Annotated in this window: 24 protein-coding genes; 10 read left to right on the top strand and 14 right to left on the bottom strand. The window is 67.7% G+C overall.

What is annotated here, in order from left to right:
* Positions 1–12 precede the first annotated feature (12 nt).
* Positions 13–1,050 (top strand): MupA/Atu3671 family FMN-dependent luciferase-like monooxygenase, encoded by a 1,038-nt coding sequence (locus BLU81_RS29040; protein WP_231953567.1) that lies wholly within the window; start codon positions 13–15, stop codon positions 1,048–1,050.
* 43 nt (positions 1,051–1,093) lie between these two features.
* Here BLU81_RS29040 and BLU81_RS29035 read toward each other — a convergent pair whose 3' ends face one another.
* The gene (locus BLU81_RS29035) at positions 1,094–2,410 is read right to left on the bottom strand and encodes an MFS transporter (RefSeq protein ID WP_092548199.1); all 1,317 of its coding nucleotides are present in this window, start codon (positions 2,408–2,410) and stop codon (positions 1,094–1,096) included.
* 225 nt (positions 2,411–2,635) lie between these two features.
* On the bottom strand, positions 2,636–3,277 hold the full coding sequence (locus tag BLU81_RS29030; RefSeq protein ID WP_172890644.1) for an LmbU family transcriptional regulator: 642 nt from the start codon (positions 3,275–3,277) through the stop codon (positions 2,636–2,638).
* Positions 3,278–4,561: 1,284 nt separating this feature from the next.
* Here BLU81_RS29030 and BLU81_RS29025 point away from each other — a divergent pair.
* The 3 genes from BLU81_RS29025 (at position 4,562) to BLU81_RS29015 (ending at position 6,411) form a co-directional block, all read left to right on the top strand.
* Entirely contained in the window at positions 4,562–4,774 is a 213-nt protein-coding gene (locus BLU81_RS29025) for an MbtH family protein (protein WP_092548196.1), read from the top strand.
* An 808-nt stretch (positions 4,775–5,582) separates the two neighbouring features.
* Positions 5,583–6,044 carry an ATP-binding protein gene (locus BLU81_RS29020; RefSeq protein ID WP_092548193.1) on the top strand — a complete coding sequence of 154 codons (462 nt, stop codon included), beginning with the start codon at positions 5,583–5,585 and terminating at the stop codon, positions 6,042–6,044.
* A 40-nt stretch (positions 6,045–6,084) separates the two neighbouring features.
* Entirely contained in the window at positions 6,085–6,411 is a 327-nt protein-coding gene (locus BLU81_RS29015) for an STAS domain-containing protein (RefSeq protein ID WP_092548191.1), read from the top strand.
* 78 nt (positions 6,412–6,489) lie between these two features.
* On the opposite strand, the gene vanX is transcribed toward BLU81_RS29015, so the two are convergent.
* The 6 genes from vanX to BLU81_RS28985 form a co-directional block, all read right to left on the bottom strand.
* Positions 6,490–7,098, bottom strand: a complete 609-nt coding sequence (vanX, locus tag BLU81_RS29010) for a D-Ala-D-Ala dipeptidase VanX (protein WP_092548188.1) — start codon at positions 7,096–7,098, stop codon at positions 6,490–6,492.
* The gene (gene vanA, locus BLU81_RS29005) at positions 7,095–8,120 is read right to left on the bottom strand and encodes a D-alanine--(R)-lactate ligase (protein WP_092548185.1); all 1,026 of its coding nucleotides are present in this window, start codon (positions 8,118–8,120) and stop codon (positions 7,095–7,097) included. Before vanA ends, vanX begins: the two co-directional genes overlap by 4 nt.
* Positions 8,117–9,082: a D-isomer specific 2-hydroxyacid dehydrogenase family protein gene (locus tag BLU81_RS29000; protein WP_092548182.1), complete on the bottom strand. Its 966-nt coding sequence runs from the start codon at positions 9,080–9,082 to the stop codon at positions 8,117–8,119. The genes vanA and BLU81_RS29000 overlap by 4 nt, the downstream gene beginning before the upstream one ends.
* Positions 9,079–9,873 carry a D-alanine--D-alanine ligase gene (locus BLU81_RS28995; RefSeq protein ID WP_157751828.1) on the bottom strand — a complete coding sequence of 265 codons (795 nt, stop codon included), beginning with the start codon at positions 9,871–9,873 and terminating at the stop codon, positions 9,079–9,081. Before BLU81_RS28995 ends, BLU81_RS29000 begins: the two co-directional genes overlap by 4 nt.
* Positions 9,874–10,022: 149 nt before the next feature.
* Positions 10,023–10,706, bottom strand: coding sequence for a response regulator (locus BLU81_RS28990; protein WP_092548174.1), 684 nt, complete (start codon positions 10,704–10,706; stop codon positions 10,023–10,025).
* On the bottom strand, positions 10,703–11,485 hold the full coding sequence (locus tag BLU81_RS28985) for a sensor histidine kinase (protein ID WP_092548171.1): 783 nt from the start codon (positions 11,483–11,485) through the stop codon (positions 10,703–10,705). The genes BLU81_RS28990 and BLU81_RS28985 overlap by 4 nt, the downstream gene beginning before the upstream one ends.
* Positions 11,486–11,664: 179 nt before the next feature.
* On the opposite strand from BLU81_RS28985, the gene BLU81_RS28980 reads away from it, so the two are divergent.
* Positions 11,665–12,834, top strand: a complete 1,170-nt coding sequence (locus tag BLU81_RS28980) for a UDP-N-acetylglucosamine--N-acetylmuramyl-(pentapeptide) pyrophosphoryl-undecaprenol N-acetylglucosamine transferase (protein WP_092548168.1) — start codon at positions 11,665–11,667, stop codon at positions 12,832–12,834.
* Here BLU81_RS28980 and BLU81_RS28975 read toward each other — a convergent pair.
* The 4 genes from BLU81_RS28975 to BLU81_RS28960 all read right to left on the bottom strand — a co-directional run bounded on the left by BLU81_RS28975 (position 12,831) and on the right by BLU81_RS28960 (position 16,617).
* The gene (locus tag BLU81_RS28975) at positions 12,831–13,313 is read right to left on the bottom strand and encodes an AAA family ATPase (protein ID WP_092548165.1); all 483 of its coding nucleotides are present in this window, start codon (positions 13,311–13,313) and stop codon (positions 12,831–12,833) included. The two genes, BLU81_RS28980 and BLU81_RS28975, sit on opposite strands and share 4 nt — an antisense overlap.
* A gap of 440 nt (positions 13,314–13,753) precedes the next feature.
* On the bottom strand, positions 13,754–14,521 hold the full coding sequence (locus BLU81_RS28970) for an NPP1 family protein (RefSeq protein ID WP_197685996.1): 768 nt from the start codon (positions 14,519–14,521) through the stop codon (positions 13,754–13,756).
* 98 nt (positions 14,522–14,619) lie between these two features.
* Positions 14,620–15,003, bottom strand: coding sequence for a ribosomal maturation YjgA family protein (locus BLU81_RS28965; RefSeq protein ID WP_092548159.1), 384 nt, complete (start codon positions 15,001–15,003; stop codon positions 14,620–14,622).
* A 21-nt stretch (positions 15,004–15,024) separates the two neighbouring features.
* On the bottom strand, positions 15,025–16,617 hold the full coding sequence (locus BLU81_RS28960; RefSeq protein ID WP_092548156.1) for a methyl-accepting chemotaxis protein: 1,593 nt from the start codon (positions 16,615–16,617) through the stop codon (positions 15,025–15,027).
* A 135-nt stretch (positions 16,618–16,752) separates the two neighbouring features.
* On the opposite strand from BLU81_RS28960, the gene BLU81_RS28955 reads away from it, so the two are divergent.
* Positions 16,753–16,992 (top strand): hypothetical protein, encoded by a 240-nt coding sequence (locus BLU81_RS28955; protein WP_092548154.1) that lies wholly within the window; start codon positions 16,753–16,755, stop codon positions 16,990–16,992.
* Positions 16,989–17,678, top strand: a complete 690-nt coding sequence (locus tag BLU81_RS28950) for a glycoside hydrolase (protein ID WP_231953566.1) — start codon at positions 16,989–16,991, stop codon at positions 17,676–17,678. The genes BLU81_RS28955 and BLU81_RS28950 overlap by 4 nt, the downstream gene beginning before the upstream one ends.
* Here BLU81_RS28950 and BLU81_RS48670 read toward each other — a convergent pair.
* The gene (locus BLU81_RS48670) at positions 17,576–18,841 is read right to left on the bottom strand and encodes a hypothetical protein (protein ID WP_157751827.1); all 1,266 of its coding nucleotides are present in this window, start codon (positions 18,839–18,841) and stop codon (positions 17,576–17,578) included. The two genes, BLU81_RS28950 and BLU81_RS48670, sit on opposite strands and share 103 nt — an antisense overlap.
* A gap of 102 nt (positions 18,842–18,943) precedes the next feature.
* Between BLU81_RS48670 and BLU81_RS28940 the strand changes: the two genes are divergently transcribed.
* Complete coding sequence (locus BLU81_RS28940) at positions 18,944–20,908, top strand: acetoacetate--CoA ligase (protein WP_092557802.1); 1,965 nt, start codon at positions 18,944–18,946, stop codon at positions 20,906–20,908.
* Here BLU81_RS28940 and BLU81_RS28935 read toward each other — a convergent pair.
* Positions 20,889–21,617, bottom strand: a complete 729-nt coding sequence (locus tag BLU81_RS28935; RefSeq protein WP_092548151.1) for a TIGR03089 family protein — start codon at positions 21,615–21,617, stop codon at positions 20,889–20,891. The genes BLU81_RS28940 and BLU81_RS28935 overlap by 20 nt on opposite strands.
* 185 nt (positions 21,618–21,802) lie before the next feature.
* Between BLU81_RS28935 and BLU81_RS28930 the strand changes: the two genes are divergently transcribed.
* Together BLU81_RS28930 and BLU81_RS28925 are read left to right on the top strand one after the other, a co-directional pair.
* Positions 21,803–22,924, top strand: a complete 1,122-nt coding sequence (locus tag BLU81_RS28930) for a glycosyltransferase family 4 protein (RefSeq protein WP_092548149.1) — start codon at positions 21,803–21,805, stop codon at positions 22,922–22,924.
* Positions 22,925–22,964: 40 nt separating this feature from the next.
* Positions 22,965–24,065 (top strand): mannose-1-phosphate guanylyltransferase, encoded by a 1,101-nt coding sequence (locus BLU81_RS28925; protein ID WP_092557800.1) that lies wholly within the window; start codon positions 22,965–22,967, stop codon positions 24,063–24,065.
* Positions 24,066–24,067: the final 2 nt, after the last annotated feature.

Genomic DNA, 24,067 nt, shown 5'->3' with positions numbered 1-24,067 from the left:
GGGAGAGGAGACATGATGGACTTCGGATTGTTCTATTTCGCCGATGACAGCGGAGCGGTCGAAACAGACCGGTACCGGCTGCTGCTGGACGGCGCCCGTTTCGCGGACGAGAACGATTTCCACGCCGTGTGGACGCCGGAACGCCATTTCCACCAGTTCGGAGGGACCTATCCGAATCCCTCGGTGACCGGGGCGGCGATCGCCGCGATCACCAGCCGGGTGCGGATCCGGGCCGGAAGCGTGGTGGCGCCCCTGCACCACCCGCTGCGGATCGCGGAGGAGTGGTCCGTGGTGGACAACATCTCGCACGGCCGCGCCGGAGTGTCCTTCGCCTCGGGATGGCACGCGACCGACTTCGCGCTGAACCCGTCGGCGTACCAGGACCGGCGGACCGTGATGTACGACCGGATCGAGCAGGTGCGGGCGCTGTGGCGAGGGGAGTCCATCGACGTCGTCGACGGACTGGGCAACCCGGGTCAGGTTCGGTCGTTCCCGCCCCCGGTGCAGGCCGAGGTGCCGGTGTGGATCACCAGTGTCGGCGACGTCGAGACCTTCCGGAGCGCCGGCCGGATCCGGGCCGGCCTGCTGACCCACCTGCTCGGGCAGAGTCCCGAGCAGTTGGCCGAGAAGGTCGCCGAATACCGGAAGGCCGCGGCCGAGGCGAGCGACGGCGCCTGGACGGGCCACGTCGTGGCGATGGTGCACACGTTCCTCGGCGAGGACAACGAGGCGGTCCGGGAGCAGGTCAGGCCGTCACTTACGGCCTACATGCGCAGTTCGCTGCGCCTGATCCTGTCGTCGGACCTCGGGCCAGAGGACGCCGCGAACCTCGAACCCGACGAGGTCGACTTCCTGGTCGAGCGAGCGTTCGAGCACTACTTCGACAACATCGGCCTGCTCGGCTCGGTCGACAAGGCCCAGCGGATCGTCGCGAACCTCGCGGAACTCGGGGTGGACGAGGTCGCCTGTCTCATCGACTTCGGGCTGCCGGCCGATGAGGTCCTGTCCGGCTTGACCCACCTCAAGGTGCTGCGCGACGCGTGCGGCTGACGGTTCTTGGCGCCCACCGCCGTAGTGGCGGTGGGCACCGGGATCACTGTCCGGAATTCGCTGTCTCGGAGACCTTGGTCATCGCGTCGCGGTTGAAGATCCGCCACGTGACCGCGGTGACGGCGAGGGCGACGGCGAAACCGAGCCAGTACGGCGCGGTCAGCCCGAACTGCTTGGCGAGGACTCCACCGAGCAGCGCCCCGACCGCGTTGCCGCCGAACACGATGAACAGGTGCAGGCTGGACACCCGGCCCATCATCTCCGGCGGGGTCAGGCGATGCCGCAGCGAGCCGGCGACGATGTACCACAGCGCGGTGTGCACGCCGAACAGGAAGAGCGCGAAGCAGGCCAGGTACGGGTTGCCGGACGCCGCGAGAGCCAGGTACATCGCGGCCTCGACGAGAAGACCGCCGCGAACCGTCCAGGTGGACGTCACCCGCTTGATGATCCGGTCACCGAAGGCCGACCCGACGACGCCGCCGACCGCGATGCTGGAGAACAGCAGGCCGTAGCCGACCGAGCCGAGGTGCAGGCGTTCTTTCGCGAGCAGTACGAGGACGGCGCCACCCGCGGTGAGCGTGATGTTCAGAACGCCGATCAGCAGGCTCATGGTGCGCAGGATCGGCTGGCCCATGAGGAACCGGAAGGCTTCGGCGATGTCGGACCGGGCCGTGACCAAGCCCTGTTTGAGGGCGCTTCCGGTGGTGCCGGACTCGGCGGCGGCGCCTGCGGTGACGTCCACGGCCGCCGGACCCGCCGCGATCCGGAACACCCCCGGAACCAGCGTGATGAAGACCGCGCTGATCACGTACATCCCGGCATTGACCAGGAACGGGATGCTCACCGCGACCACGAACAGGAACGCGCCGAGCGGGCCGGCGATCATGTCCTTGGTCGTGATCGTCCCGCCCATCAGCCAGCCGTTGGCCTTCTCCAGCAGATCCTTCGGGACCACCGCCGGGATCATCGCCTGGCTCGCCGTCTCGAACAGCACCTCACCCGTGTGGATCAGGAAGAGGGTCACGAACAGCAACCACAGCGGCGCGTGTCCGAACAGGATCGCGACACCCAGCGCCGCCATCACGACGAAGCGGGCCCAGTCCAGTCCGATCATCAGCCGCCGGCGGTCGACCCGGTCGACGAGAATGCCACCGGGGAGCGTGAACAGCAGCCACGGGACCCAGATGATGGCCGAGACCGCCGAGACGATCACCGGGTCATTCGTCCGTGAGGCCACGTACAACGGCGCGGCGATCGTGACGAGTCCACTGCCGAGCGCGGACGCCGTGGCTGCCGTCCAGAATTTGGCAAATGTGGGTCCCAGCACGGGTCCCGTCGTCTTCGCGCCTGTTCCGGTCATATGGCCAGAAGTTAGCAGCGAGGTCTTCCCAGCGGAACTCTCCGACGAGTGGGGCGGGCTCCCCGGCCGTTCGGGCGTACGAATCGAATCTTGCCGCTGCCTTCGTTGCACTTGTCCCGCCAGCGAGACAAGTGCAACGAAGGCTCACGTGCTCAACCGCGGGGGAGTCCTATCCCAGCGACAGCGCGATGGTCGATTCTGACCGGGTGACGAGAACTGCGGTCGTCAGGATCCGGCAGCGGCGCGGCGGAGTACCTCCGCCGCCCAGGTTTCGACGTGCTCGCGCTCCTTGCTGGCGGCTCTTTCGAATCCCGCCAGCTCGTCGGCCGACAATTGAAGGTGAAGTAGCCGTCGGTCCGGAGCCGAGGCGGGCTCGGCAATGCCTTCTTCGACCGGGTTCGGACCATCCGGCTGAGCCTGTTCGCCCTGCCGGAGCATCAGGCTGGCCCGGAGCTCGGTGCGTAGTTTGTTCCGGCTCCAGCCCAGCTCTTCCGCTTTTCGAAGCCAGTAGTCCTGCTCTGCTCGTTCCAGCGAGACCACCTCGAGATGGTGGCTGAAACTGAGGCTGTGCCTTCTCCGGGACATCGGGAATCTGCTCGCGACCCAGGTATAGTTGCGAAGGGTCTGATAACTGAGCGACGTCCGTTTCGCAGCCTCCACGTAACGACCATTGAATGTCGACTCGCCGTAAACCAGCCAGTCGGCGATCCACCAGCTGGAAGAATTGGCGAAGGAGAAGAGATTAGCGCCGACCTGTTCCCAGGCGGCGAGACTCGGCTTGGACGTGAACGTCAGTCCGGATTTGTAGAGCTGAACGCCTAGGCGGCGGCTTTCATCCGTGGCTCCTGGTGATGCCACGTGCGCCATGGCTGCTCTGTTCGGCTCTGTCGAATTGGTAACCGTTTGCATTGTTACCTCCCCCGTGCACATCCCACCCGTCGAGTTTGTTATTGCGCTCGATCGGATGAGATCCTCTTTTGCGGTCACATGCCGCAGGCATCGGCTGTGATCGAAGTCGTACTGCCGGAATCGTTCCGCCACCGTGGTTCGTGCCTGCCGCTAGGGTCGGTAATGTCCTGCCTGACAGGCGCCCGGTGGTGTGTGGTCCCGGCGGAAAAGTGCGAACCGGCTGCGCTGTAGCGCGTTCGGCCGGCGGGCCGAACTCCGATTCGAAACAGTTCGTGTCACTCGCAGATATACCGATCTCTTACATGCTTCCAAACTCCTCTGAAATAGCCAGTGGTGTCGGTTGTAAATGGCTTACGGTTGTTGCCGATTTGTTGCCGATGCGATTTTCGTCGATGGTGCCAGCGGCTGAAGAGCCTGTCAATATCGATTCGAGCTAGTTGATGTCGATCACACTCCCGGGCGGGAGCGCCGCCGGTCACGTCTCCCGGCGTCCAGCCGCCCCCGCCGTGGCCGAATTTAGCCACTAGCCGCAACCGGCTAGATGTTGCTCGATGAATATAATTTACGAGATAAGTCCCTTTTTGGGGTATCCTATGTGCCGGATTTGGGCCGAGTTAATCATGATCGTCCGAGGGTGGGACGTCGATCGCGCCAGCTGGGCGGGCTGGCCTGATGATGCGAAACCACGCATACCCGGTGCTGTGATCTTTAGACGTGACCGAGGCACCGGGTCGCGTGTGAGCCCCATTTTCCCTGATCGGGGCGTGCTCTTCAGTTCCATCCCGCTAGACGTCGTCCTTAATGGACGACAAACCTTAAAGAAACCTGCAAGGCCGTCGATTGGCGTTTCCCTGATGGGCTATTGACGCAAGATCGAATCCCGTGATAAGGTCCATCTTAAGAGTCATAAAGGTTAGCCAATGTGACTCGTGTGTTAAAGATACACATAAGGCAATTGCCAACGGGGGCGTTGCACTTGTATTGATATCCTGCCGGCGCAATACGGGGTGCTGACATGGCAGTGGTTCCAAGTGCTTCAGGTATTGAATCCGGGCTGTTCGGGTGGGTGGCGATGACAGTCGCGGCACTCTTCCGCGAACAGGTTTCGAGGCCCGGCTCCAGGCTTGCCGTCGTTCAGCGCCTCGCGCGAGCTGATCGGCGAGGACGAAGCACCGGGATCCCGCGCGAACGGGCCACCGCTGTGACCGGCATCTTGAGATCCAGCGCGAACGGGGCACCGCTGTGACCAGCATCTTGGACAACGCCGAGGGCACCTTCGTGGTGTTGACCAACAGCGAGGGCGGGCACTCGCTGTGGCCCGGTATCAGTGCCGTCCCGGCGGGCTGGACCGTACGGTTCGGCCCGGCCGGCCGCCCCGAGTGCCTCGACCACGTCGAGAAGTCCTGGGTGGCCCTGAGTCCGGACGGCTTCGCAAAGGTGACGCAGCACAGCTGACGAGCGCCGGTTCAGCAAGGGGTCGACTCCGAGTGGGCGGCCCCTTTTGCAGGTCCGGACCACTCGCCCCGCAGTCGTGGAGTCCTGGGGTAGGCGTCGAGAAAATCTAGGTTGAGGGGACTAGACATTCTCGCGAAGTCTGGTTAGTGTTTCTCTCGTACGGAACGAAGATCGTTGAAGACGCAGACGGTGATTGACCGAGCTCAAGCAGGGCCCGGAGTGTTCGCGGCTCGCTCGGTCGTGCGGTGGGAGTGCATCACCGCACGTGTTTCGGAAGGCAAGACCTTGACGTAACTCCAGGTCAAGGCAAATGCGGGCAGGGCTGATGCAGGTTCAGGGCTCTGCCTGAGGTGGTAAGGATCTGCCGCACGTGTGCGGGGCCATGAAGTTTGCGTGGGGCTCCGTCGCCGGCCAGCACTGACAGGTCATGGAAGCAGAGGAAAGGGAGGGCCGAACACCGTTGGATCGCCCGCCGTCGGGACGTGTTTTCTGGTTCTGGGGTGGACACCGCAGTCTCCATCGAACGTGAGGTGGTCTCCGGTCACGCTTAAGCGATCCTCGCGCCGCAATCCGCTGACAGCGGTTGGCGCGGAAAAGGCAAACCGACGATTCTGTCGGTAGATGGTGTATTCAACCCGTAAACCCTGGGCCCCGGCGCTTAAAAGCGCCGGGGCCCTCGTCGTGTGCGAGACCCGGCTACGAGTTGAGGGCTGCGATTTTCCACGCCGGATCGGTTTTCCGTACGGCAATGATCGTGTTCGATGCTGGTGGAGGGTTTCCGGTTTTGTGGTTAGGGCATCAGCTGACCATGAGTCCCTTGCAGTTGCTGGCGCTGCCCGCGCACGCCGGTCTGCTGCTCAGCTGGGAGCTGACGAGCGACCAGGACCTCAGACGGGTGCGCACCGATCTCCACCGCCTTCTCGCCCCGAATCAGGATCAGGATCAGGATCAGGATCAGGCGGAACATGACGAGGTCGTCCGATCGATCGGTCTGGTGGCCACCGAGCTGGCCGGCAACGCGCTGCGCCACGGCCTGCCACCGATCGTCGTCCGGCTGCTCGGCACTGACGACTGTTACATCATCGACGTCAGCGACCACGACCCGCAGCACGGCCCGGAGCTCGGCGGCACCCCTCAGCAGACCCGTGCCGGTGGCCGTGGCCTACATATCGCCCGGTCACTGGCGTGGCAGTTGTCGTGGTTCAGGACCCGGGACGTCAAGCATGTCTGGGCGTCGTTCCGGGTGCCGCCCGCACCGCCGGTGACGTGAACGGTGCTGATGTCGTACCCCCGTGCTAAACATTCCGGTTGTGACCAACCCACCCTTCACCATCTCCCCGCACGAGGCACCCGATGGTGTCCTGCGGGTGGCCTTGTCGGGCGAATTCGACATGAGCGTCGGGGATGCCCTCTCCCACGTGCTGGCCGAGGCGGCGCACCGGCCGGGCATCATCCGGGTGGTCGTCGACCTGGAAGACACTCGGTTGATCGACTCGCACGCCGTCGCGGGCCTGGTCGCGGGATACCAGGCGGCCACCTCCGCCGGCCGGGGCTTCACCGTGGTCAACGGCCGGGGGCTGGTTCAGCAGGTTCTCGACATCACCGGCCTGTCCGAAGTGCTGTGCGGCCACGCGTGACAGAAAATAGCTGCCGCCGGCATCCGCGACGAAACACGGATGGCGGCGGCAGCTGCCGATCGCCTTCGACAACCCGTACTAGATGATCGGGAAGTTGAAGTAGGTGTCGGGGTGTGGCTCGTTGCGCATGGTGTAGTGCCACCACTCATAGGCGTACGACTGGAAGTCGCACCCTTCCATGATGGCCCGCAGGTGCTCGCGGTTCTGGGTCTGAGCCGGAGTGATCTGCTCGGCGCCATGATGGGAGATCGGGTCCATCAGGTCGTGATGGCCGCCCATGTCGGCGAGATCTCCGGACGCCAGGTGGTAGATCGTCAGGTCGACGGTGCTGCCCCGGCTGTGACCCGATCGAGTGGCCACGTAGCCCTGCTCGAACATGTCGGCCCGATTGATGTTCGGGTAGTGCCGTGACTTGGTCCGGCCGTCCTCGGGCTGCTCGGACCAGCGGATGAAGCAGTCGACGGCGTGCTGGGGCCGGTACCCGTCCCAGAGCAGGAGACCGAAGCCGAGGCTCTCGGCCTTCTGCTGGGCGTGCTCCAGGGCGGCGCACAGCTCGGTCGTGCCCACGATCCGGTTCGCCTGGTAACCGTCGATCGGCCGACCGGTGAAGTTGTCCCAGGTCGCGTACTTCGCGTCCCAGCGGATCCCGGGTACGGCCTGGTCGACGTAGACGAAGCCGTCGATCACCGGAGTTTGCCGGTGAGGGCCAGGGACACCGTCTGGTCGATGATGTCGCCGAGCGACAGACCGGCGGCCGCCATCATCCGCGGGTAACGGCTGTACGAGGTGAGCCCGGGCAGGGTGTTGACCTCGTTGAGGATGACCTCGCCGCTCTCGGTGAGGAACATGTCGACCCGGGCCAGGCCGCGGCAGCCGAGGGCGCGGTAGATGGCCTTAGCGGTCTCCTGAACGAGATCGCGGGTGGCCGGCGGGAGGTCCGCGGGGCAGATCGGGGTCGAGTTGTCGGAGCTGATCTCCGGGGTGGCTTCCTGGTGGATCCGGAAGAAGCCGTGGGACAGCGCGATGTGGTCGACCTCGCCGACGAACAGGTCGGCGCCTTCACCGAGGACGGCACAGCCGACCTCTTTACCGACGACGCCTCCCTCGATCAGGACCTTCGAGTCGAACTGGCGGGCGGTTTCCACCGCTGCGGCCAGGTCCTCCTTGCCGGCGACCTTGCTCACCCCGAAGGAGGAGCCGGAGCGGGCCGGCTTCACGAAGACGGGGTAGGTGAGCTCGTCCGGGTCGAGAGCGGCGCTGTCGGTCCAGAAGTTCGGCGTGCTGATGCCGGCACTGCGCGCGACCACGTACGCCAGCGACTTGTCCATGCACAGGGCGGAACTCTGGATGTCACAGCCGACGTAGGGGATGCCGGACAGCTCGAGAAGGCCCTGCATGGCGCCGTCCTCGCCGAGCTTGCCGTGCAGGACCGGCAGTACCACGTCGAGGGTGATCGTCTCGTAGTTGCCCTCGTTCAGGACGAGCAGGCCGCGCACGGTGCGGTCGGGGGCGAGGATTGCCGGACGGCTGGGACCGTCGAGGTCGGGGCTGTCGCAGAGCTTCCACGCGCCGCTCTGGGTGATGCCGATGAAGAACGGCTCGTACTTGTCAGGGTCGAGGTTCTTGGCGACCTCGCGGGCGGATTTCACCGAGATGGGGTGTTCCTCGGAGACGCCACCGAACAGGATTCCGATCTTCAACCTGGTCACGCCGGGTCCTCACTTTCGAATCGCAGACAGTTGATGAGGGAGTTCTCGACGGAGTCCCGCAGCGCATGATCGGTGTAGAAGGCGGTGTGCGGGGTGATGACGACGTTCGGCATCTCCTGCAAACGCAACAGCGCCTTGTTCCCGATCGGCACATCACGCCGATCGGCGTAGAAGACGCCGCCCTCACCCTCCAGGACGTCCAGCGCCGCGCCGCCCAGGCTGCCATTCTCCAGGGCGACGATCAGGGCCTCCGTGTCGATCAACGGACCACGCCCGGTGTTCACCACGATCGCGTCGGGTTTCATCCGGCTGATGCGCTCGCGATTCAGCAGATGGTGCGTACCCGGATTCAATGGTGTGTGCAGCGTCACGATGTCGCTGCGCTGCAGCAGCTCGTCGAGGGAGTCCTGGGAGACCGATGTCGCCGGGTTGCTGTCGTAGGCCACGATCTGGCAGCCGAACCCGCGCAGCCGGTCGATGACCGCGGTGCCGATGCGCCCGGTCCCGACCACGCCGACGGTCAGGTCCCGCAGCTCACGGCCGCGGACCTCGTGCAGCCGATAGTCGTGGACGTCCGCGCGCAACACGGTTGACTTCGTGTTCCGCAGGACCATCAGCATCAGCATCACCGTGTAGTCGGCCACGCTGTCCGGCGAGTAAGCACTGTTCCCGACCGCGATCCCGACACTCGCCGCGTACTCCACGTCGATGTGGTCGTACCCGACACTCCGGGTCGACACGTAGGCCACACCGGCCTGGCTGAGTGTGTGAATCGTGTCGTTCGAGATCTTGGATTTATGGCACACGCTGACCAGACGGCTGCCGGCGGCCAGGCCGGCATTGGTCTCGGACAGCACGGCTTCGATCAGGGTGAGCGTCACCCCGAGGCGAGGCGCCATCTCCCGGAGGAGGGCGGCCTCATCCGGCTGGCAGCCGTACACGGTGATCGGAATGTTCGTCATGGAAGGCTCCTTTCGGCTACGGCGTCCGGCACTGGTCGGCCGTGGCCGACCGCAGTCTCGATCAAGAGATCGAGGAGCAGCGGGTACGCCATCCCAGTCGCCTGCCACGCGCGCGCGAACGGCGCGTCCAGGGCCAGGTTCGGCATGGTGTCGACGTCGTCGATGACCGCTTCCACCCGGCTGTCGGCGTGTTCCACCCGGCTACTGGTGTGTTCCACCCGGCTGTCGGAGCGGAAACCGATCTGTAGCAGGCCGGCGCAACCGAGCGCCCTGAAAGCTCGCACGGCGAAACCACCGAGCCGGTCGGCCATCTCCGCCGGAATGTTATCCAGGCCCGCGGTGGTCGTCAGTCGGCCGTCCGGGTACTCCAGAACGCCGACACGGATGCTGTCGCCGCTGCTGGCGAGGGTACCGGCGACCGGGATGCCGTCCGCGGCGAGCAGTTTCCGGGCGATCTCCCCGTTCGTGGTGGCGGCGCTCGCGACGACACCACTGCCGACGTAGGGGATGCCACTGAAACTCAACACACTCTGAATGGTGCCGTCCTCCCCGTGCAGACAGGGGAACGCGACGTCGACCGAGGCCATGGCGTCGAGGGCCTGCGTCATGCTCTCCAGCGGGGACCGGTCGGCCGCCCCGGTGCCCCAATGCCCGTCGGGGGTGATGTGAACCGGGAGGACGTCGTACCGATCACGGTTGAGATGCCTGATCACGGTGTTCGCGGACTGACACGAGAGTTCGTGCCCGCGGCCGCGCCCGCCGTAGATCACGGCGACTCGAAGTGTGGACAAGAACTTCCTCCGGTGTGACAGGCCCGGCCGATGCACCCGGTTCCTGCCTGGTACGCCCCCCACGCCGTTGACGTTCATCCACCGTAGTGAGAGTGATGGTTCTCGTCGTCCCTCTCGGTAGGTAGTTTTATACCACCACAGGGGTATCTTTAGCCATTCCCGTCCGTAACCGATCCGGGCACCACAAGGCCGCGTTCATAGGCGACGACCACCGCCTGAGCCCGGCTGGTCAGATCGAGCTTGCCCATCAGCCGCTTCACGTGGGTCTTGACAGTGGCCTCGCTCAGTACGAGGCGGCCGGCGATCTGGCTGTTGCTCAGCCCACCGCCGATCAGGCTCAGGACCTCGGTCTCCCGCGCGGTGAGGTTGCCGAGGGGCGGGATCCGGACCGGCGAGCTGCGCTGTTGTTCGCCGTACGCCGCGACCAGGCGCCGGGTGACGCGCGGGGAGATCAGCATGTCCCCGGCCATGACCGTCTTGATGGCGGCCAGGATGCGGACCGGCGGGGTGTCCTTCAGCAGGAAGCCCGAAGCGCCGTCGGTGAGTGCCTGATAGATGTACTCGTCCAGGTCGAACGTGGTGAGCATGATGACCTGCGGGCGATGCTCACCGGCGGCCGCGAGGATCTGGCGCATGGCGGAGATGCCGTCCAGCACCGGCATCCGGATGTCCATCAGGATGATGTCCGGCTCCGTCTCGGCGGCCAGCGACACCGCCTGCGCCCCGTCGGCGGCGACACCGACCGGCTCGAACCCGGGCGCCGCCCGGAGGAGAGTCGTCAGGCCCGTGCGGATCAGATCGTGATCGTCGGCCACCAGCACCCGGATGCTCATCGGACGGCTCCGTCCGGGGCGTCGAGCGGAACGGTCAGCCGGACCGTGAATCCGGTGCCCGACGGTCCGGCGGTGAGGGTCCCGCCATACAGCGCGGCCCGCTCCCGCATGCCGCGGATGCCGTAGCCGGACGGCGACCCGGCCACCGGCCCGGTGGTCCCGCCGTCGTCCTCGACCGTCGCGGTGAGCATCCGGTCGCCGATCACCACCTCGACCCGGGCGGTGGTCGGACCGGCGTGCCGGAGGACGTTGGTCAGCGACTCCTGAACCACCCGGTAGGCGCACAGGCTGAGCCCGGCCGGGACGGAGCCGCTCTCCCCGGTCATCGTGAAGTCGACGGTGAGGCCGGCGCGGCGGGTCCGGTCCACCAGGCCGTGGAGGCCGTCGAGACCGGGGTGGGAGTCGTCCTCCTCGCGCAGCACGTCGAGCAACTGCCGCATGTCGTCCAGCGCCGCACGGCTCGACGCGGCGACCGTCGCGACCGCGTCCTTCGCGCTCCGCGGATCCTGGTTCAGCACGTACTCCGCGACTCCGGCCTGCAGCGAGATGACCGAGAGGTGGTGCGCGACCACGTCGTGCAGGTCGCGGGCGATGCGGACCCGCTCGGCGGCCACCGCCTGCGCCGTCAGCCGCCGGGTCCGGTCCGCCCGGCGCCTGATGCCGGCCCCGAGCGTCCAGGCGGTGATCAGAAGCGCGGCCGTGAGCAGGACGTCGACCGCCGGTGGACGGCCGGGCCCGGCTCCCCGCGGAGCGCCGGCCGAGCGGTGGTCCAGGCTCATGGTTGTCGTCGTCCCCGCCGAAACTTGTGGATCTCTGATGAAGGGCGCAAGCGTAGTCGTGATCGAACGGCGGGATCGTCGGCCGAAACACTTCGGCACACAGTCAGGACTAACCCGGTCCGCAACGTGATTAAACTGCCTGGGCCCGACTGGCGCCCATGAGTTCGGAGTGGCTAGGCATGTCCATTTACAGCACCCACCGCCTGCACGCACTTCGCATGATCGTCACCGGAGGCGGCACCGGCGGCCACACCTACCCCGCGCTGACCACGGTCAACGCCATCCAGGCCCGGCTGGCCGAGACCGGCGGTAAGCCCGAACTGCTCTGGGTCGGCGTCGCCGAAGGTCTGGAAGCCAAGATCGCCGTCCGGAACGGTATTCCGTTCCGTGCGGTCACCACCGGCAAGCTTCGCCGTTCCCTGGCTCCCCGCGACCTGGGCCGGAACTTCGTCGACGCCTTCCGTATCCCGCTGGGTATCGTCCAGGCCGCCGTCACGGTGGCCCGGGTCCGGCCCTCGGTGGTGCTCAGCACCGGCGGTTTCGTGTCGGTGCCGATCGGCCTCGCCGCCGCCCTGTTCCGGGTGCCCTACCTGATGCACGAGCAGACCCTCAGCCTGGGCCTCGCGAACCGCATCCTCGCCCGCGTCGCCACCCGCATCCTGCTCAGCCACGAGGCGTCCCTGGAGCACCTGCCGCCGAAGGCCCGCAATCGTGCGGTCGTCACCGGCAACCCGGTGCGCCCGGCCGTGCTCAACGGCGACCCGGCACAGGGCCTGGCCGCGTACGATCTGGATCCGGCGGTGCCCCTGGTGCTGGTGACCGGCGGCGCGACCGGTGCGCAGCAGATCAACCGGATGCTGACCGGCGCGCTGCCGCACCTGCTGGAGCGCTGCCAGATCGTCCACCAGTGCGGTGGCCACGGCCTGGAGGAGATGCAGCAGGTGGCCCGTTCGCTCCCGGCCCACCTGGCGCACCGCTACCACGTCGTCGACTTCATCCACGACGAACTGCCCGACGTGCTCGCCGCCGCGGCTGTCGTGGTGGCCCGCAGCGGCGCCGGTACGGTCGCCGAACTCACTGCTCTGGGCAAGGCCAGCATCCTGATCCCCTACCCGGTCTCGGCCGGTGACGAGCAGCGTGTCACCGCCCGTCACCTGGCCGCCGCGGGGGCCGCCGTCATGCTCGACGGTGCCGAGGCGACCCCGGAACAACTGCACGCCCAGATCACCATGCTGCTCAGTGACCCACAGCGCCGAGCCGAGATGTCCCGGTCGGCCGCGACGCACGGCCGACCGGACGCCGCCGCCCGGGTGGTGACCGAGATCCTCACCGTGGCCGCCAACCGCTAATGGCTTTCGCCCACCGTGGCCAGGGGGGCGTGCTCGCGGTAGAGGCGGTGTTTGTTGCGGATCGTCTGTTCGCCGATCGAACGGCCGCCGTTTCGCCCGCGCTGTTCGTCGCGGGCGATGCACACCTCGATGTCGACGTCGATCATGTCCCAGACGACCAGGTCGGCCCCGCAGCGTTCGGCTAGGTCGCGGGCCGTCTCGAGGTAGTGCGGGACGAGGAAGGTGTCGTCACAGACCACGTCCATGCCGGACCGTAACAGGGCCTCGATCACGGCGTTCACCACCAGTTGTTCCCGCCGGGCGTAGAGCATCGTGTAGTCGTTGTCATCGCCGAGCAGGACCTGTGGGTGCAGCATCGCGGCGATCTGGTCGGTACCGACCCGGGCCCGGCGTTCCGGGTCCTCGGCGACCCAGCGCAGTGCCCGGGTGGTCTTGCCTGCCGCTGGTAGGCCGCGCGTGATGATCAGTCTTCTACGCACCGGCCATCACCGCCCCCACGGGCCGAGTCCGATGCCGACGGTGGGATCTGGCGGTCACGCGTGCGTCCTCTCCTCCGGGCTGGATCTTCCTGGGCACAGCGGGATTTATGATCTGCGATGGATTCCCTTCTGTTGTCGCACAAGGAGTCCGTCATAGACCAGCAGGAGTATGAATCAGCCAAAACCCGGCTATATCGGGTTCCGTGACTACTTGCGGAAAACGCTCTCGGCGCCGCGTGATCGCGTCCTTACCGACGGTTCAGTTCTGAGCCGCGCAGGGGCGCCTGTTGTCCGAAAAGGACGGCGTTGCTTCTAGTGCCGGAAGGTGAAACAGCCGATCGCCGCGGGCCCGGTGGTAGTCACGGGCGGGGCGCCGCCCTGCTTCGCACCGAAGACGACAGGTGCGAAGCAGGGGGTGGGGCGAGTGCGAAGCGGAGCGGTCAGGCCGACGGGTTGAAGGTGATTCCGGCAGGCATCGCCTCGGTGATCAGGTTGACGAAGTTGGCGTCCTTCAGGCCGAAGTTCGCGCTGCCGAAGTCATAGTTGCTCAGCGTGTCCCGGACGGCGGTGGAGGGGTAACCGGTCCAGCCGACCAGGGTCGGGTAGCGCCAGGTGCCGTAACCGTTCTCCGGCGGCTCGTCGCCGGTGCCCGCGAGACGGAACGTGTGCGTACTCGCGCCGTCCTTGTGGTAGACGATCTTCGGGTTGTTGCCGGACCAGCGGACACTGCTCGCGGCGGAGATCGAGAAGTCGCCGTGTGCCGAGGTGGCGACGTACTTGGCGACGTCGTTCTGCACCCAGACGACCACGTGCTCCCAGTCGTGCCGGTGTCCGCCGATGGAACTGTTGGCGAGCGCCTGGTCCTTCTCGAAGTAGAGCCCGTACGCGATCGCGCACCACCCGTTGTTGCACTTGTAGCGGGAGTAGCCGTTGGTGTTGTCCAGGTCGGACGTGTCGTGGCATTCGCCGCTGAGGGACCCGGCCGGTTTGAGGCCGCCGTTGACGGTGCCGGTCGGGCCGATCGCCGGGGTGGGGTAGCAGCCGTCGGTGTCGTAGTCGTACGCCGGCTGCCATTTCGTCTCGATCGCCTCGGCATTGCCGGGCAGCTTCGTCGGTGGCGCGGCCAGCGCGGGGGACGCGGCGGCGACGACGAGAGCGAGTGCGGCACCGGCGACCAGCACCGTGCGGCTCGCTCTGGCGGGGATCATGCGGGGGACCATGAGCCAGGCTCCTTACCTGTCGGTAACAACCGCGCTCAGCCTGGCGGCCGGGTCACCCGAAAGCAATAGTGGATATTCGATGTTTGTCAGTTGTTCCGAAGCAGACGATGAGCGGCCACCAGCGGGATCACACCGAGCGGATACCAGAGCAGATCCAGCGGGTCGAAGGCCGCGCCGAGGACCAGCCGGGCGAGCAGACTCTGCGCGGACAGCACCGCGGGGATCCCGGTGAGCTGGAACAGTTCGGCACCCCAACACCAGAGCAGGGCAAGACCACCGGCTCGGTACGGGGTCAGCCCCGGCACCAGGAACAGCACCCCGGCGTAGACCATCGACGCGTACAGTGCGGTCCCGGAGACCTGCTCCACCGGACTGCCGAGTGGCACGATCGCGCGGATGACCAGGGCGACGGCGAGAAAACCGGCCGCCGCCCCGAGCCACGCCAGCCGGGACCTCAGATTGATCGACACGCCGCGATCGTAGGGAACGGCTCAAAGGCGGTACTGGGACACCAGGTCCCGCAGGCGCTGCGAGTTCTCCCGCAGGTCCTCGGCCGACGCCGACGTGGCCCGCGCCGCCTCCCGGGTCGCGCCGGTCACCTCGACCACCCGGGTCAGGCCACCGCTGATCTCGGCGCTGCCACCTGCTGCCCGGTTCAGGTCACCAGTCATGTTCTGGGTGGTGGCGCTCTGCTCTTCGACGGCCGAGGCGATGGTGTTCTGGAAGTCGTTGATCCGCCCGATGATCTCGCCGATGCCGGCGATCGACTCGACCGCGAGCCGGGTGTCGGTCTGGATCTGCTCCATCCGCTTGCTGATCTCCTCGGTCGCCTTCGCGGTCTCCTGCGCCAGGTCCTTGACCTCGCCGGCCACCACCGCGAAGCCCTTGCCGGTCTCCCCGGCGCGAGCCGCCTCGATGGTCGCGTTCAGGGCCAGCAGGTTGGTCTGCTCGGCGATAGCGGTGATCGTCTTGACCACCGTGTCGATCTGCGCCGACGACGAGTCGAGCTGCACCATGGTCTGCCTGGCCTCACCGGCCACCTCGACGGCCTGGGCCGCGACCAGGGCCGCCTCGGCCGCGCTCTGCGCGATCTCCCGGATCGCCGCGCCCATCTCCTCGGCGCCACTGGCGACCGCCTGGACACCGGCGTTGACCTCACCGGCCGCGGTGTCGATCGTGCCGACCTGGTGGGACGCCTCGTCGGTGCTGCGGGCGAGGTCCTGGCTGGCGCCGCTCAACTCGCCGGAGCGGGCGGCCAGGCCGGTGCTGATCTCCGAGACGGTGCGCATGGTGAGGCGTACCTGTGCGACGGCCTGATGCATCGACCGGGACATCTCGCCGATCTCGTTGGACGCGGTGTCCTGCGGTCGTTCATCCAGGTCACCGTCGGCCATCGCACCGACGATCTCCCGGAGCGCGCCGATCCGCCGGTTCATCGTCCGGGCCACCAGCAGGGCGAACGCTCCCGCGAGGAGGACTCCGGCGATCAAGACCACGGCGATCGTCGTACGGGCCCGCCCGGCCGCGTTCTGCGCCTCCGCCGCTTTGGCGGCCGCCTCCGCCCCGGAACTGGCGGCGAGGGTCTCCAACTGCTCGACGGCGTCGGCGACCGCGGGTCCCAGCGTCTTGCTGCGGAACTCCTGCCACTCCTCGATCTTCCCGGCGTTCTTCAGGGCCGAGGATTGTTTGCGCAGCTCCAGATAGTTGGCCCAGGTCGTCTGGAAAGTGCTCATCGCGGCCCGCTGGTCGTCGGCCAACGACAGCGCCGTGTACTCGTCGAGGCGCGTGGTCACCAGGTCGTAGTTCACGCTGGCTTCCTCGCCGTAGGTCTTCGCCTTGGCCGCGTCGGTGCTGGTGAGCTGGGACAGGCTGGCCCAGCGGGCATGCCAGATCAGCTGCTGCATGTCCTTGACCACGGCGAGGGGTACCAGCGACCGCTCGTACAGGTCCTTCGTCGCGTCAGCGGTCGACTGCGTGCGCAGGATGCCGACGGTTCCGACGAGCAGGGCTACCAGCAGTGCGATGCCCGCCGAGGTGAGCAGGGCGGCGCGGATGCTCAGCGACCTGAGACCGAATGCGGGCACAGCGACTCCTCTGTTCCGTTTGGCACCTCTGCATCCCTCATCGGCACCCCGAGGCGGCGACGAAGGGTAAATCCGAGGGCTGTCTCCGGGATCTTCCCGATGCGGTCCGGGGCTCGGCCTTCCTACCGTCGAGTTATGAACATCCTGCTCAAGTTGCTCGGATTGCTCGTCGCGGTGGGTTTCGTCGTGCGTGGGGTGGCCGAGCCGTTCCTGATCGACTTGACCGACCCGTCGACCTATTCCGGGCACTGGGGCGGCCCCAGCCTGGCCGGGGTGCTCACGGTGTCGTTCGGGCCGGCGGTGCTGGCGGGGATGTACCTCTACGGATCGGTGGTGCGCTGGCGTCGGCGTGAGGTCGTATCCTCCGGGCGATGACACCACCGGCGATGGTCTTCGAGGGCGGCGGCGCGTCGATCACCGACACCACCGCCTACCTGATGCGCGGCGGCCCGATCAGCGCCGCCACCCGCGACGCCGTGATGACGAAACTTTTCAGCCCCACCGGCGGCATCGGGCTGTCGTTCGTCCGCAACCCGATCGGCGCCTCCGACCTGTCCCGCCCCGGCCACGTCTCACTCGACGACACCTGCTGCGACCTCGGCGACTTCAACACCAACGGGTACGACACCGACGTCCGGCTTCTCACCCAGCAGGCCCGCACGTTGAACCCGGCGCTCCGGGTGAAGGGTGTCCCGTGGAGCGCGCCCGGCTGGATGAAGGACAACGGCCGAATGGACCAGATGGGCTGGCTCAAGTGGGAGTACTACCCGATGTGCGCCCAGTACCTGGTCAAGTACGTGCAGAGCTATCAGGCCGCAGGCGTGCCGATCAACCACCTCTCGGTGCAGAACGAACCCAACTGCTACCACCGGACACCGGCGCCAACCAGAAGTGGACCCTCGGGCAGTGACAAAGAATCGGGCCGGCCATCGTGGCCGGCCCGATTCGGTGCTTGCGGTCAGGATTCGATCGCGGGCGGTTGCCGCTGGCCCGGAATCATGGTGGTGGCATCCGGGTCACCGGGCCGGAGTGGGGCGGTCGGCTCGGACGCGCCCGGCTGAACCGGCTTGACCTGCTGCATCAGCTGGGTCGGCTGCTCGCCCGGCGACTGCGCCGCCTTGGGCGGTGCTGCCTGGGGTTGTGCGGGCTTGGGTTGTGCGGGCTTGGCCTGCTGTGCCGAGCCGGAGAGTTTGAGTTCCTGCGCCAAACCGGACTGCTGGAGGCTCTTCGCCAAGCCGGCCTGGTGAAGGTTCTTCGGTGTCGGCTGCTGAACGGCTTGCGCCGCGCTGGCCTGCTGAAGGTTCTGCGCCGGACGAGCCGGCGGCACCGGCTGGGCCGCCGGTTTCGGCGGGGCGGGCTTCGGCGGGGTCAGGGCGGTCGCGCGGTCGATGCTCGGCAGGGCCATCGTCCGGTCCTCGGCCGGAGTGGGCACGACAGCGGGAGCGGGCGCAGGCTTCACCGCGGGAGCGGGTGCAGGCTTCACTGCGGGAGTGGGTCGCGCGGCGGGAGCGGCCGCCGGGGGCGTGGGCTTCACCGCGGGCGAACCGAACGCGATGGTGCGGTCCGCGGCCGGAACCCCCGAACCGAGGGCGACAGTGCGGTCGGTGGCCGGGATGCCGGAGCCGAGGGCCACGGTGCGGTCGGCGGCCGGAGTGCCGGAGTTGATGGCGACGGTGCGGTCCGCCGCCGGGGCGGACGTGTTGGTGGGGAACCCGGTGGTGGCCGGGCGGATGACCGTGGTCTGCTCGATGGCGACCGGGATGCCGGGTGCCTTGGCGGCGCCGCGGAACCGGCCGATCTCACCGATGATCGGCAGCACCGGGGGCTCGTAGCGGGCCCAGCGCCGGGCGCTCAGCGCGGTGGTCATCAGCGGAACCGCCAGCAGGGCGGCCAGTCCGTACCCGGGGCGGCTCAGGTCGAAGCCCTCTTTGGCGACTTCCGGGGCCCACAGCGCGGCGTACTCGGCGGGTGAGTTCCACGCCCAGATCGTCACGCCGAGGAAGGCAGTACCGGTCAGCGCCGGGCCGGCCGGGGAGATCGGGGAGAAGGCGAGGATCGTGACGAGGATGCCGGCGAAGATCACCAGCAACAGCCCACTGATCGACTCGGCCGAGAAGAAGTCCCGTCCGCGGCTGCTCAGGTCGTTGGTGAAACCGACGCCGATGAGCACCCAGATGGAGGGTGCCAGCACGAGTGCATAGAAGATCGACCTGAGGTGGCGCATGATCCGGAACGCTACCGCTCTGCGGCAAGTGTCCCGGGACCGGCCACGGAGGACTGCTCTGACCGTTGTCCGCGCGGTTCCGCAGCGCCCTATGGTGTGGTGATGACGACAGGTGTGGTGACGGCCGGCACACTGCTGTGGGAGCCGCCGGTGGACATCCGGGACACCTCCCGGATCGGGCGCTATCTGGCGTGGCTGGAGTCGGAGCGAGGGCTGGCGTTCGCCGATTACGCCGCGCTGTGGGAGTGGTCCGTCACCGACCTGACCGCCTTCTGGCAGTCGATCTGGGACTTCTTCGCGGTGATCGGGCACGAGCCGGCCACCGCGGTGCTGGACTCGCCGGTGATGCCGGGGGCGCGCTGGTTCCCCGGTGCCACGCTCAACTATGCCGAGAACGTGCTGCGGCTGCCCGGCTTCGACGACGACGATCCGGTCGTGGTGTCGTACTCCCAAACGAGGGAACCCCGCACCCTGACCGCCCGGCAGCTGCGGGAGGACGTCCGGAGGGTCCGTGCCGGGCTGAAGGCCCGCGGTGTCGGCAAGGGTGACCGGGTCGCGGCCTATGCGCCGAACATCCCGGAGACCTATGTGCTGATGCTGGCCACGGCCAGTCTGGGCGCGGTCTTCTCGTCGTGCGCGCCCGAGTTCGGGGCCCGCAGCGTGATCGACCGGTGGAGCCAGATCGAGCCGAAGGTGCTGGTCGCCACGGACGGTTACCGCTACAACATCAAGGACATCGACCGGCGTACGGAGACAGCCACGATCCGGGCCGCGATTCCGTCGATCGAGCATGTGATCACCATCGGGTACCTGTTCGGGGAGGGTGACTGGGACACCCTGAGCGGTGACGATCCACTGGAGTTCGAGCCGGTGCCGTTCGACCACCCGCTCTACGTGCTCTACAGCTCCGGCACGACCGGCCTGCCGAAACCGATCGTCCACGGGCACGGCGGCATCCTGCTGGAACACCTCAAGATCCTGGCCCTGCACCACGACCTCGGCTCCGGCGATCGGTTCCTCTGGTTCACCACCACCGGCTGGATGATGTGGAACTACCTGGCCAGCGGCCCGGCGGTGGGCGCCGCGATCGTGCTCTTCGACGGCGACCCCGGCTGGCCGTCGCTGGGAGCGCTCTGGGAGCTGGCCGACACCGCGGGCATCACCTACTTCGGCACGTCGGCGCCGTTCCTGCTGGCCTGCCGCAAGGCGGGACTCACCCCCTCGCTGTCGGGACGGCTGCGGGGGATCGGCTCGACCGGCGCGCCGTTGCCGCCCGAAGGCTGGGGCTGGGTGTACGAGGTGGCCGGCCCGGACGTACGGCTGCTGTCGCTCTCCGGTGGCACCGACGTGTGCACCGGGTTCGTCGGTGGTGTTCCGCTGCTGCCGATCCGCGCCGGGATGATCACCAGCCGGATCCTGGGCGCCCGGGTGGAGGCCTACGACAGTTTCGGCCGGCCGGTCATCGGCACCCTCGGCGAGCTGGTGATCAGTGCCCCGATGCCGAGCATGCCGGTCGGGTTCTGGAACGACACCGACGGCAGCCGCTTGCGGGAGGCGTACTTCGACGTCTACCCCGGCGTCTGGCGGCACGGCGACTGGATCACCATCGAACCGGACGGCAGCTGCGTGATCACCGGTCGCTCGGACGCGACCCTCAACCGCGGCGGCGTACGCCTGGGCACGGCCGAGTTCTACTCGGTCGTCGAGAGCCTGCCCGAGATCGCCGACTCGCTGGTCGTGCACCTGGACAAGCCGGACGACCCGAACGGCGAACTGCTGCTCTTCGTGGTGCTGGCCGCCGGCCGGGAACTCGACGACGCGCTGCGCACCCGGATCGCCCGGGAGTTGCGGGCCGCGCTCTCCCCCCGGCACGTCCCGGACGCCGCCCACCAGGTGGCCGCGATCCCGCGCACCCTCTCCGGCAAGAAGCTGGAGGTGCCGGTGAAGCGAATCCTCACCGGCACCCCGATCGAGTCCGCGGCCGCCCAGGGCGCCCTGGCGAACCCGGAGTCCCTGACCCGCTTCGCCGCCCTCCACCGGCAGCGGCTCACACCAGCGTCAGAGTGACCTTCTCGGTGGCGGCTCGGGGCTTCGTCTTCGTCGGGTCCAGGTTGGCGCAGAGGACGATCGAGGCGCCGGCGACCAGCGGGGCCAGCAGCCAGTCGATCGGGTCCGGGAGGGCCGCGGTGTCGATCAGCACGCGGGCGCCGGGCGTGATGCCCAGTTCGGCGGCCCGGTCGTGGGCGGCGGCCACCACGTCGTCGTGGCTCAGTTCGACCGGGCCGGCCAGTGCGCGGTCGGCGGCGGCGACCGGTTCACCGCGGAAGTGGTCGCCGTAGTTGCGGACCTCGATCACATAGTCGACGAAGCCCTCCGGCACGGTGCGCAGCGGCATCGCCAGGGGGAGCAGGCCGGTCACATATCGGTCGGTGGTCGCCCAGCCGCCCGCCGTGACACCGGCCCGCTCCGGAGTGGTGAAGAGGGCCTCCACCGGCTGCGGATCGCCGTCCAGGTCGGCGGCGAGACCGGCCGCCGAGACGCCGAGCAGCAGGGCCGCGGTCTGCCAGTGCGGTGGCAGCAGCAGCGCCACCGCGTCACCGTGCCCCAGCCCGATGCCGTCGACCAGCAGGTTCGCGGTCTTCTGCACCCAGTTGTCGAGAGTGATACCGGACAGCTCGGTACGGTCCCCGGTGGCGTCGTCGTACCAGGTCAGCAGCGGTGCGGCCGGGTCGCGCCCGATCGCTGCGGTGAACACCTGCGGAATCGTCGTCTTCATCGCCTCACACCATAGGCGGATCACGCACAGTAATGGCCGTGACAGGACCGCAACGATCTGCGGTGTCGCGGACACCTACCCGAAGCGATCCCGGCGTACCCTCGAACCGGCGGTTGTCCCATAACCGCATCGGTTCTGCAGAGACGCCAAGGAGATGCCTCGTGCCCCCCGGTCACGCCCCGCGAGTGCTCGTCGACGCCACCAGTGTCCCCGCTGACCGGGGTGGTGTCGGCAGATATGTCGACGGGCTGCTCGGTGCCCTCGGCGAGATGAGTTCGGACCGTGTCGATCTTGCCGTCGTCGCCCAGCGGGCCGATGCGGAGCGTTACCGCCGGATGCTTCCGAGTGCTGAAGTGATCCCCGGCCCGGCGGCGATCGTGCATCGTCCGGCCCGTCTGGCCTGGGAGCAGACCGGCCTGCCGATGCTGGCTCAGCAGACCAACGCCGACGTGCTGCACTCGCCGTTCTACACCTGCCCGCTGCGGACCGGCTGCCCGGTGACCGTCACGGTTCACGACGCCACGTTCTTCACCGAGCCGGAGCACTACGAGAACACGAAGCGGACCTTCTTCCGGAGCGCGATCAAGACGTCGCTGCGCCGGGCCGCCCGGGTGATCGTGCCCAGCAAGGCCACCCGGGACGAGTTGATCCGGCTGCTGGACGCCGACCCCACCCGCATCGACGTGGCCTACCACGGTGTCGACCAGACCGCGTTCCACTCGCCGACCGAGGACGAGAAGGCCCGGGTCCGGGCCCGGCTGGGTCTCGGTGACTCCGGTTACGTCGCCTTCCTCGGCGCCAAGGAACCCCGGAAGAACGTGCCGAACCTGATCCGTGGCTGGGCCCGCGCGGTCGCCGACTGGCCGCATCCGCCGGCGCTGGTGCTCGCCGGTGGCCAGGGCCACGACGACGACATCGATCGTGCGGTGGCCGAGGTGCCACCACACCTGCGGCTGCTGCGCCCCGGCTATCTGCGGTACGCGGACCTGCCCGGTTTCCTCGGTGGCGCACTGGTCGCCTGCTACCCGTCGTTCGGTGAGGGTTTCGGGCTGCCGATCCTGGAGGCGATGGCCTGCGGCACTCCGGTGCTCACCACGCCGCGGCTCTCCCTGCCGGAGGTCGGCGGTGACGCTGTCGCCTATACGACAGAGTCGCCGGAGCGGATCGCGGTGGATCTGGCCGACCTGCTGCACGACGAACAGCGCCGCCGGACGCTCGCCAAGGCGGGTGCGGACCGTGCCAAAGAATTCACCTGGGCGTCCAGCGCGGAGGTACATGTAACAACTTGGACCCGGGTCGCTGCTTGATCATCTACTAAACTCTCCGCGCATGAGCGACGAACAGGCTGTGTTGTACGGCGTGGTTCTGGCCGGCGGTACCGGAACCCGTCTGTGGCCACTGTCCCGCGCCGGTCATCCCAAGTTTCTGCACCCTCTGACCGGTACCGAGGCGTCATTGCTGCAGGCCACGGTGGACCGGTTGGACACTCTCACGTCCCCCGATCGGGTCTTTGTGGTGACCGGCGTGGCCCATGCCGCCGCCGTGTCCCGGCAACTCTCCGCAGTGCCCGATGAGAACATCCTCATCGAGCCCTCCCCGCGTGACTCGTGCGCCGCCATCGCCCTCGCGGCCGCGGTCATCGCCCGGCGCGACCCGGAAGCGATCATGGGTTCGTTCGCGTCCGATCACCTGATCGCCGACAAGGAGTCGTTCGCCGGCGTCATCCGTCAGGCGATGGAGGGCGCGCGCCAGGGCCTGCTGATGACCCTCGGCATCACCCCGACCCGGCCCGAGACGGGGTACGGCTACCTCCAGTGCGGTGCCGGTGTCGGCGACGGTCCGGTGGTGAAGGTCGACGAGTTCAAAGAGAAGCCGACGTACGACGTGGCCGAGGGCTACGTGAAATCCGGCAACTACCTGTGGAACGCCGGCATGTTCGTCTGGCGCGCCGACGCCTTCCTCGCCGAACTGCACCGTCAGCAGCCGCAGCTCGCGGCCGGTGTCAGCCGGATCGCTGCGGCCTGGGGGACGGCCGAGCAGGAGGAAGTGATGGGCGACGTGTGGCCGACGCTGCCGAAGATCTCGGTGGACTACGCGGTCATGGAAGGCGCGGCGGCGGCCGGCCGGGTCGGCACCGTCCCGGGTGACTTCGGCTGGAACGACGTCGGCGACTTCCACACGCTCGGCGAGGTCCTCACCGCGGACCAGGCCGGCAACGTGATCGTCGGGCAGGACACCGGCGCCGAGAAGCACACCGTGCTGCTCCGGGAGACCCACGGACTGGTCGTCGTCCCGTCGTCGGGGCGCCTGGTGGCGGCGATGGGAGTCCGGGACCTCATCATCGTGGACACCCCGGACGCCGTCCTGGTCTGCCCGCGGGAGCGTGCCCAGGAGGTCAAGCAGCTCGTCGACTCCCTCAAGGAGCTGGGGCAGCACGGTTACATCTAGGC

It is taken from the genome of Actinoplanes derwentensis, assembly GCF_900104725.1.
Lineage (GTDB): Bacteria > Actinomycetota > Actinomycetes > Mycobacteriales > Micromonosporaceae > Actinoplanes > Actinoplanes derwentensis.
Note: the sequence above shows the minus strand (reverse complement) of the source record. Positions and strands in the feature narration are given on the sequence as shown.

What these genes read in the sequence shown, in the direction of transcription:
- BLU81_RS29040 (WP_231953567.1), top strand. Translation starts at nt 13, where the DNA reads ATGATGGACTTCGGATTGTTCTATTTCGCCGATGACAGCGGAGCGGTC.
- BLU81_RS29035 (WP_092548199.1), bottom strand. Translation starts at nt 2,410, where the DNA reads ATGACCGGAACAGGCGCGAAGACGACGGGACCCGTGCTGGGACCCACA.
- BLU81_RS29030 (WP_172890644.1), bottom strand. Translation starts at nt 3,277, where the DNA reads ATGGCGCACGTGGCATCACCAGGAGCCACGGATGAAAGCCGCCGCCTA.
- BLU81_RS29020 (WP_092548193.1), top strand. Translation starts at nt 5,583, where the DNA reads ATGAGTCCCTTGCAGTTGCTGGCGCTGCCCGCGCACGCCGGTCTGCTG.
- BLU81_RS29000 (WP_092548182.1), bottom strand. Translation starts at nt 9,082, where the DNA reads ATGACGAACATTCCGATCACCGTGTACGGCTGCCAGCCGGATGAGGCC.
- BLU81_RS28990 (WP_092548174.1), bottom strand. Translation starts at nt 10,706, where the DNA reads ATGAGCATCCGGGTGCTGGTGGCCGACGATCACGATCTGATCCGCACG.
- BLU81_RS28985 (WP_092548171.1), bottom strand. Translation starts at nt 11,485, where the DNA reads ATGAGCCTGGACCACCGCTCGGCCGGCGCTCCGCGGGGAGCCGGGCCC.
- BLU81_RS28980 (WP_092548168.1), top strand. Translation starts at nt 11,665, where the DNA reads ATGTCCATTTACAGCACCCACCGCCTGCACGCACTTCGCATGATCGTC.
- BLU81_RS28970 (WP_197685996.1), bottom strand. Translation starts at nt 14,521, where the DNA reads ATGATCCCCGCCAGAGCGAGCCGCACGGTGCTGGTCGCCGGTGCCGCA.
- BLU81_RS28955 (WP_092548154.1), top strand. Translation starts at nt 16,753, where the DNA reads ATGAACATCCTGCTCAAGTTGCTCGGATTGCTCGTCGCGGTGGGTTTC.
- BLU81_RS28950 (WP_231953566.1), top strand. Translation starts at nt 16,989, where the DNA reads ATGACACCACCGGCGATGGTCTTCGAGGGCGGCGGCGCGTCGATCACC.
- BLU81_RS48670 (WP_157751827.1), bottom strand. Translation starts at nt 18,841, where the DNA reads ATGCGCCACCTCAGGTCGATCTTCTATGCACTCGTGCTGGCACCCTCC.
- BLU81_RS28940 (WP_092557802.1), top strand. Translation starts at nt 18,944, where the DNA reads ATGACGACAGGTGTGGTGACGGCCGGCACACTGCTGTGGGAGCCGCCG.
- BLU81_RS28935 (WP_092548151.1), bottom strand. Translation starts at nt 21,617, where the DNA reads ATGAAGACGACGATTCCGCAGGTGTTCACCGCAGCGATCGGGCGCGAC.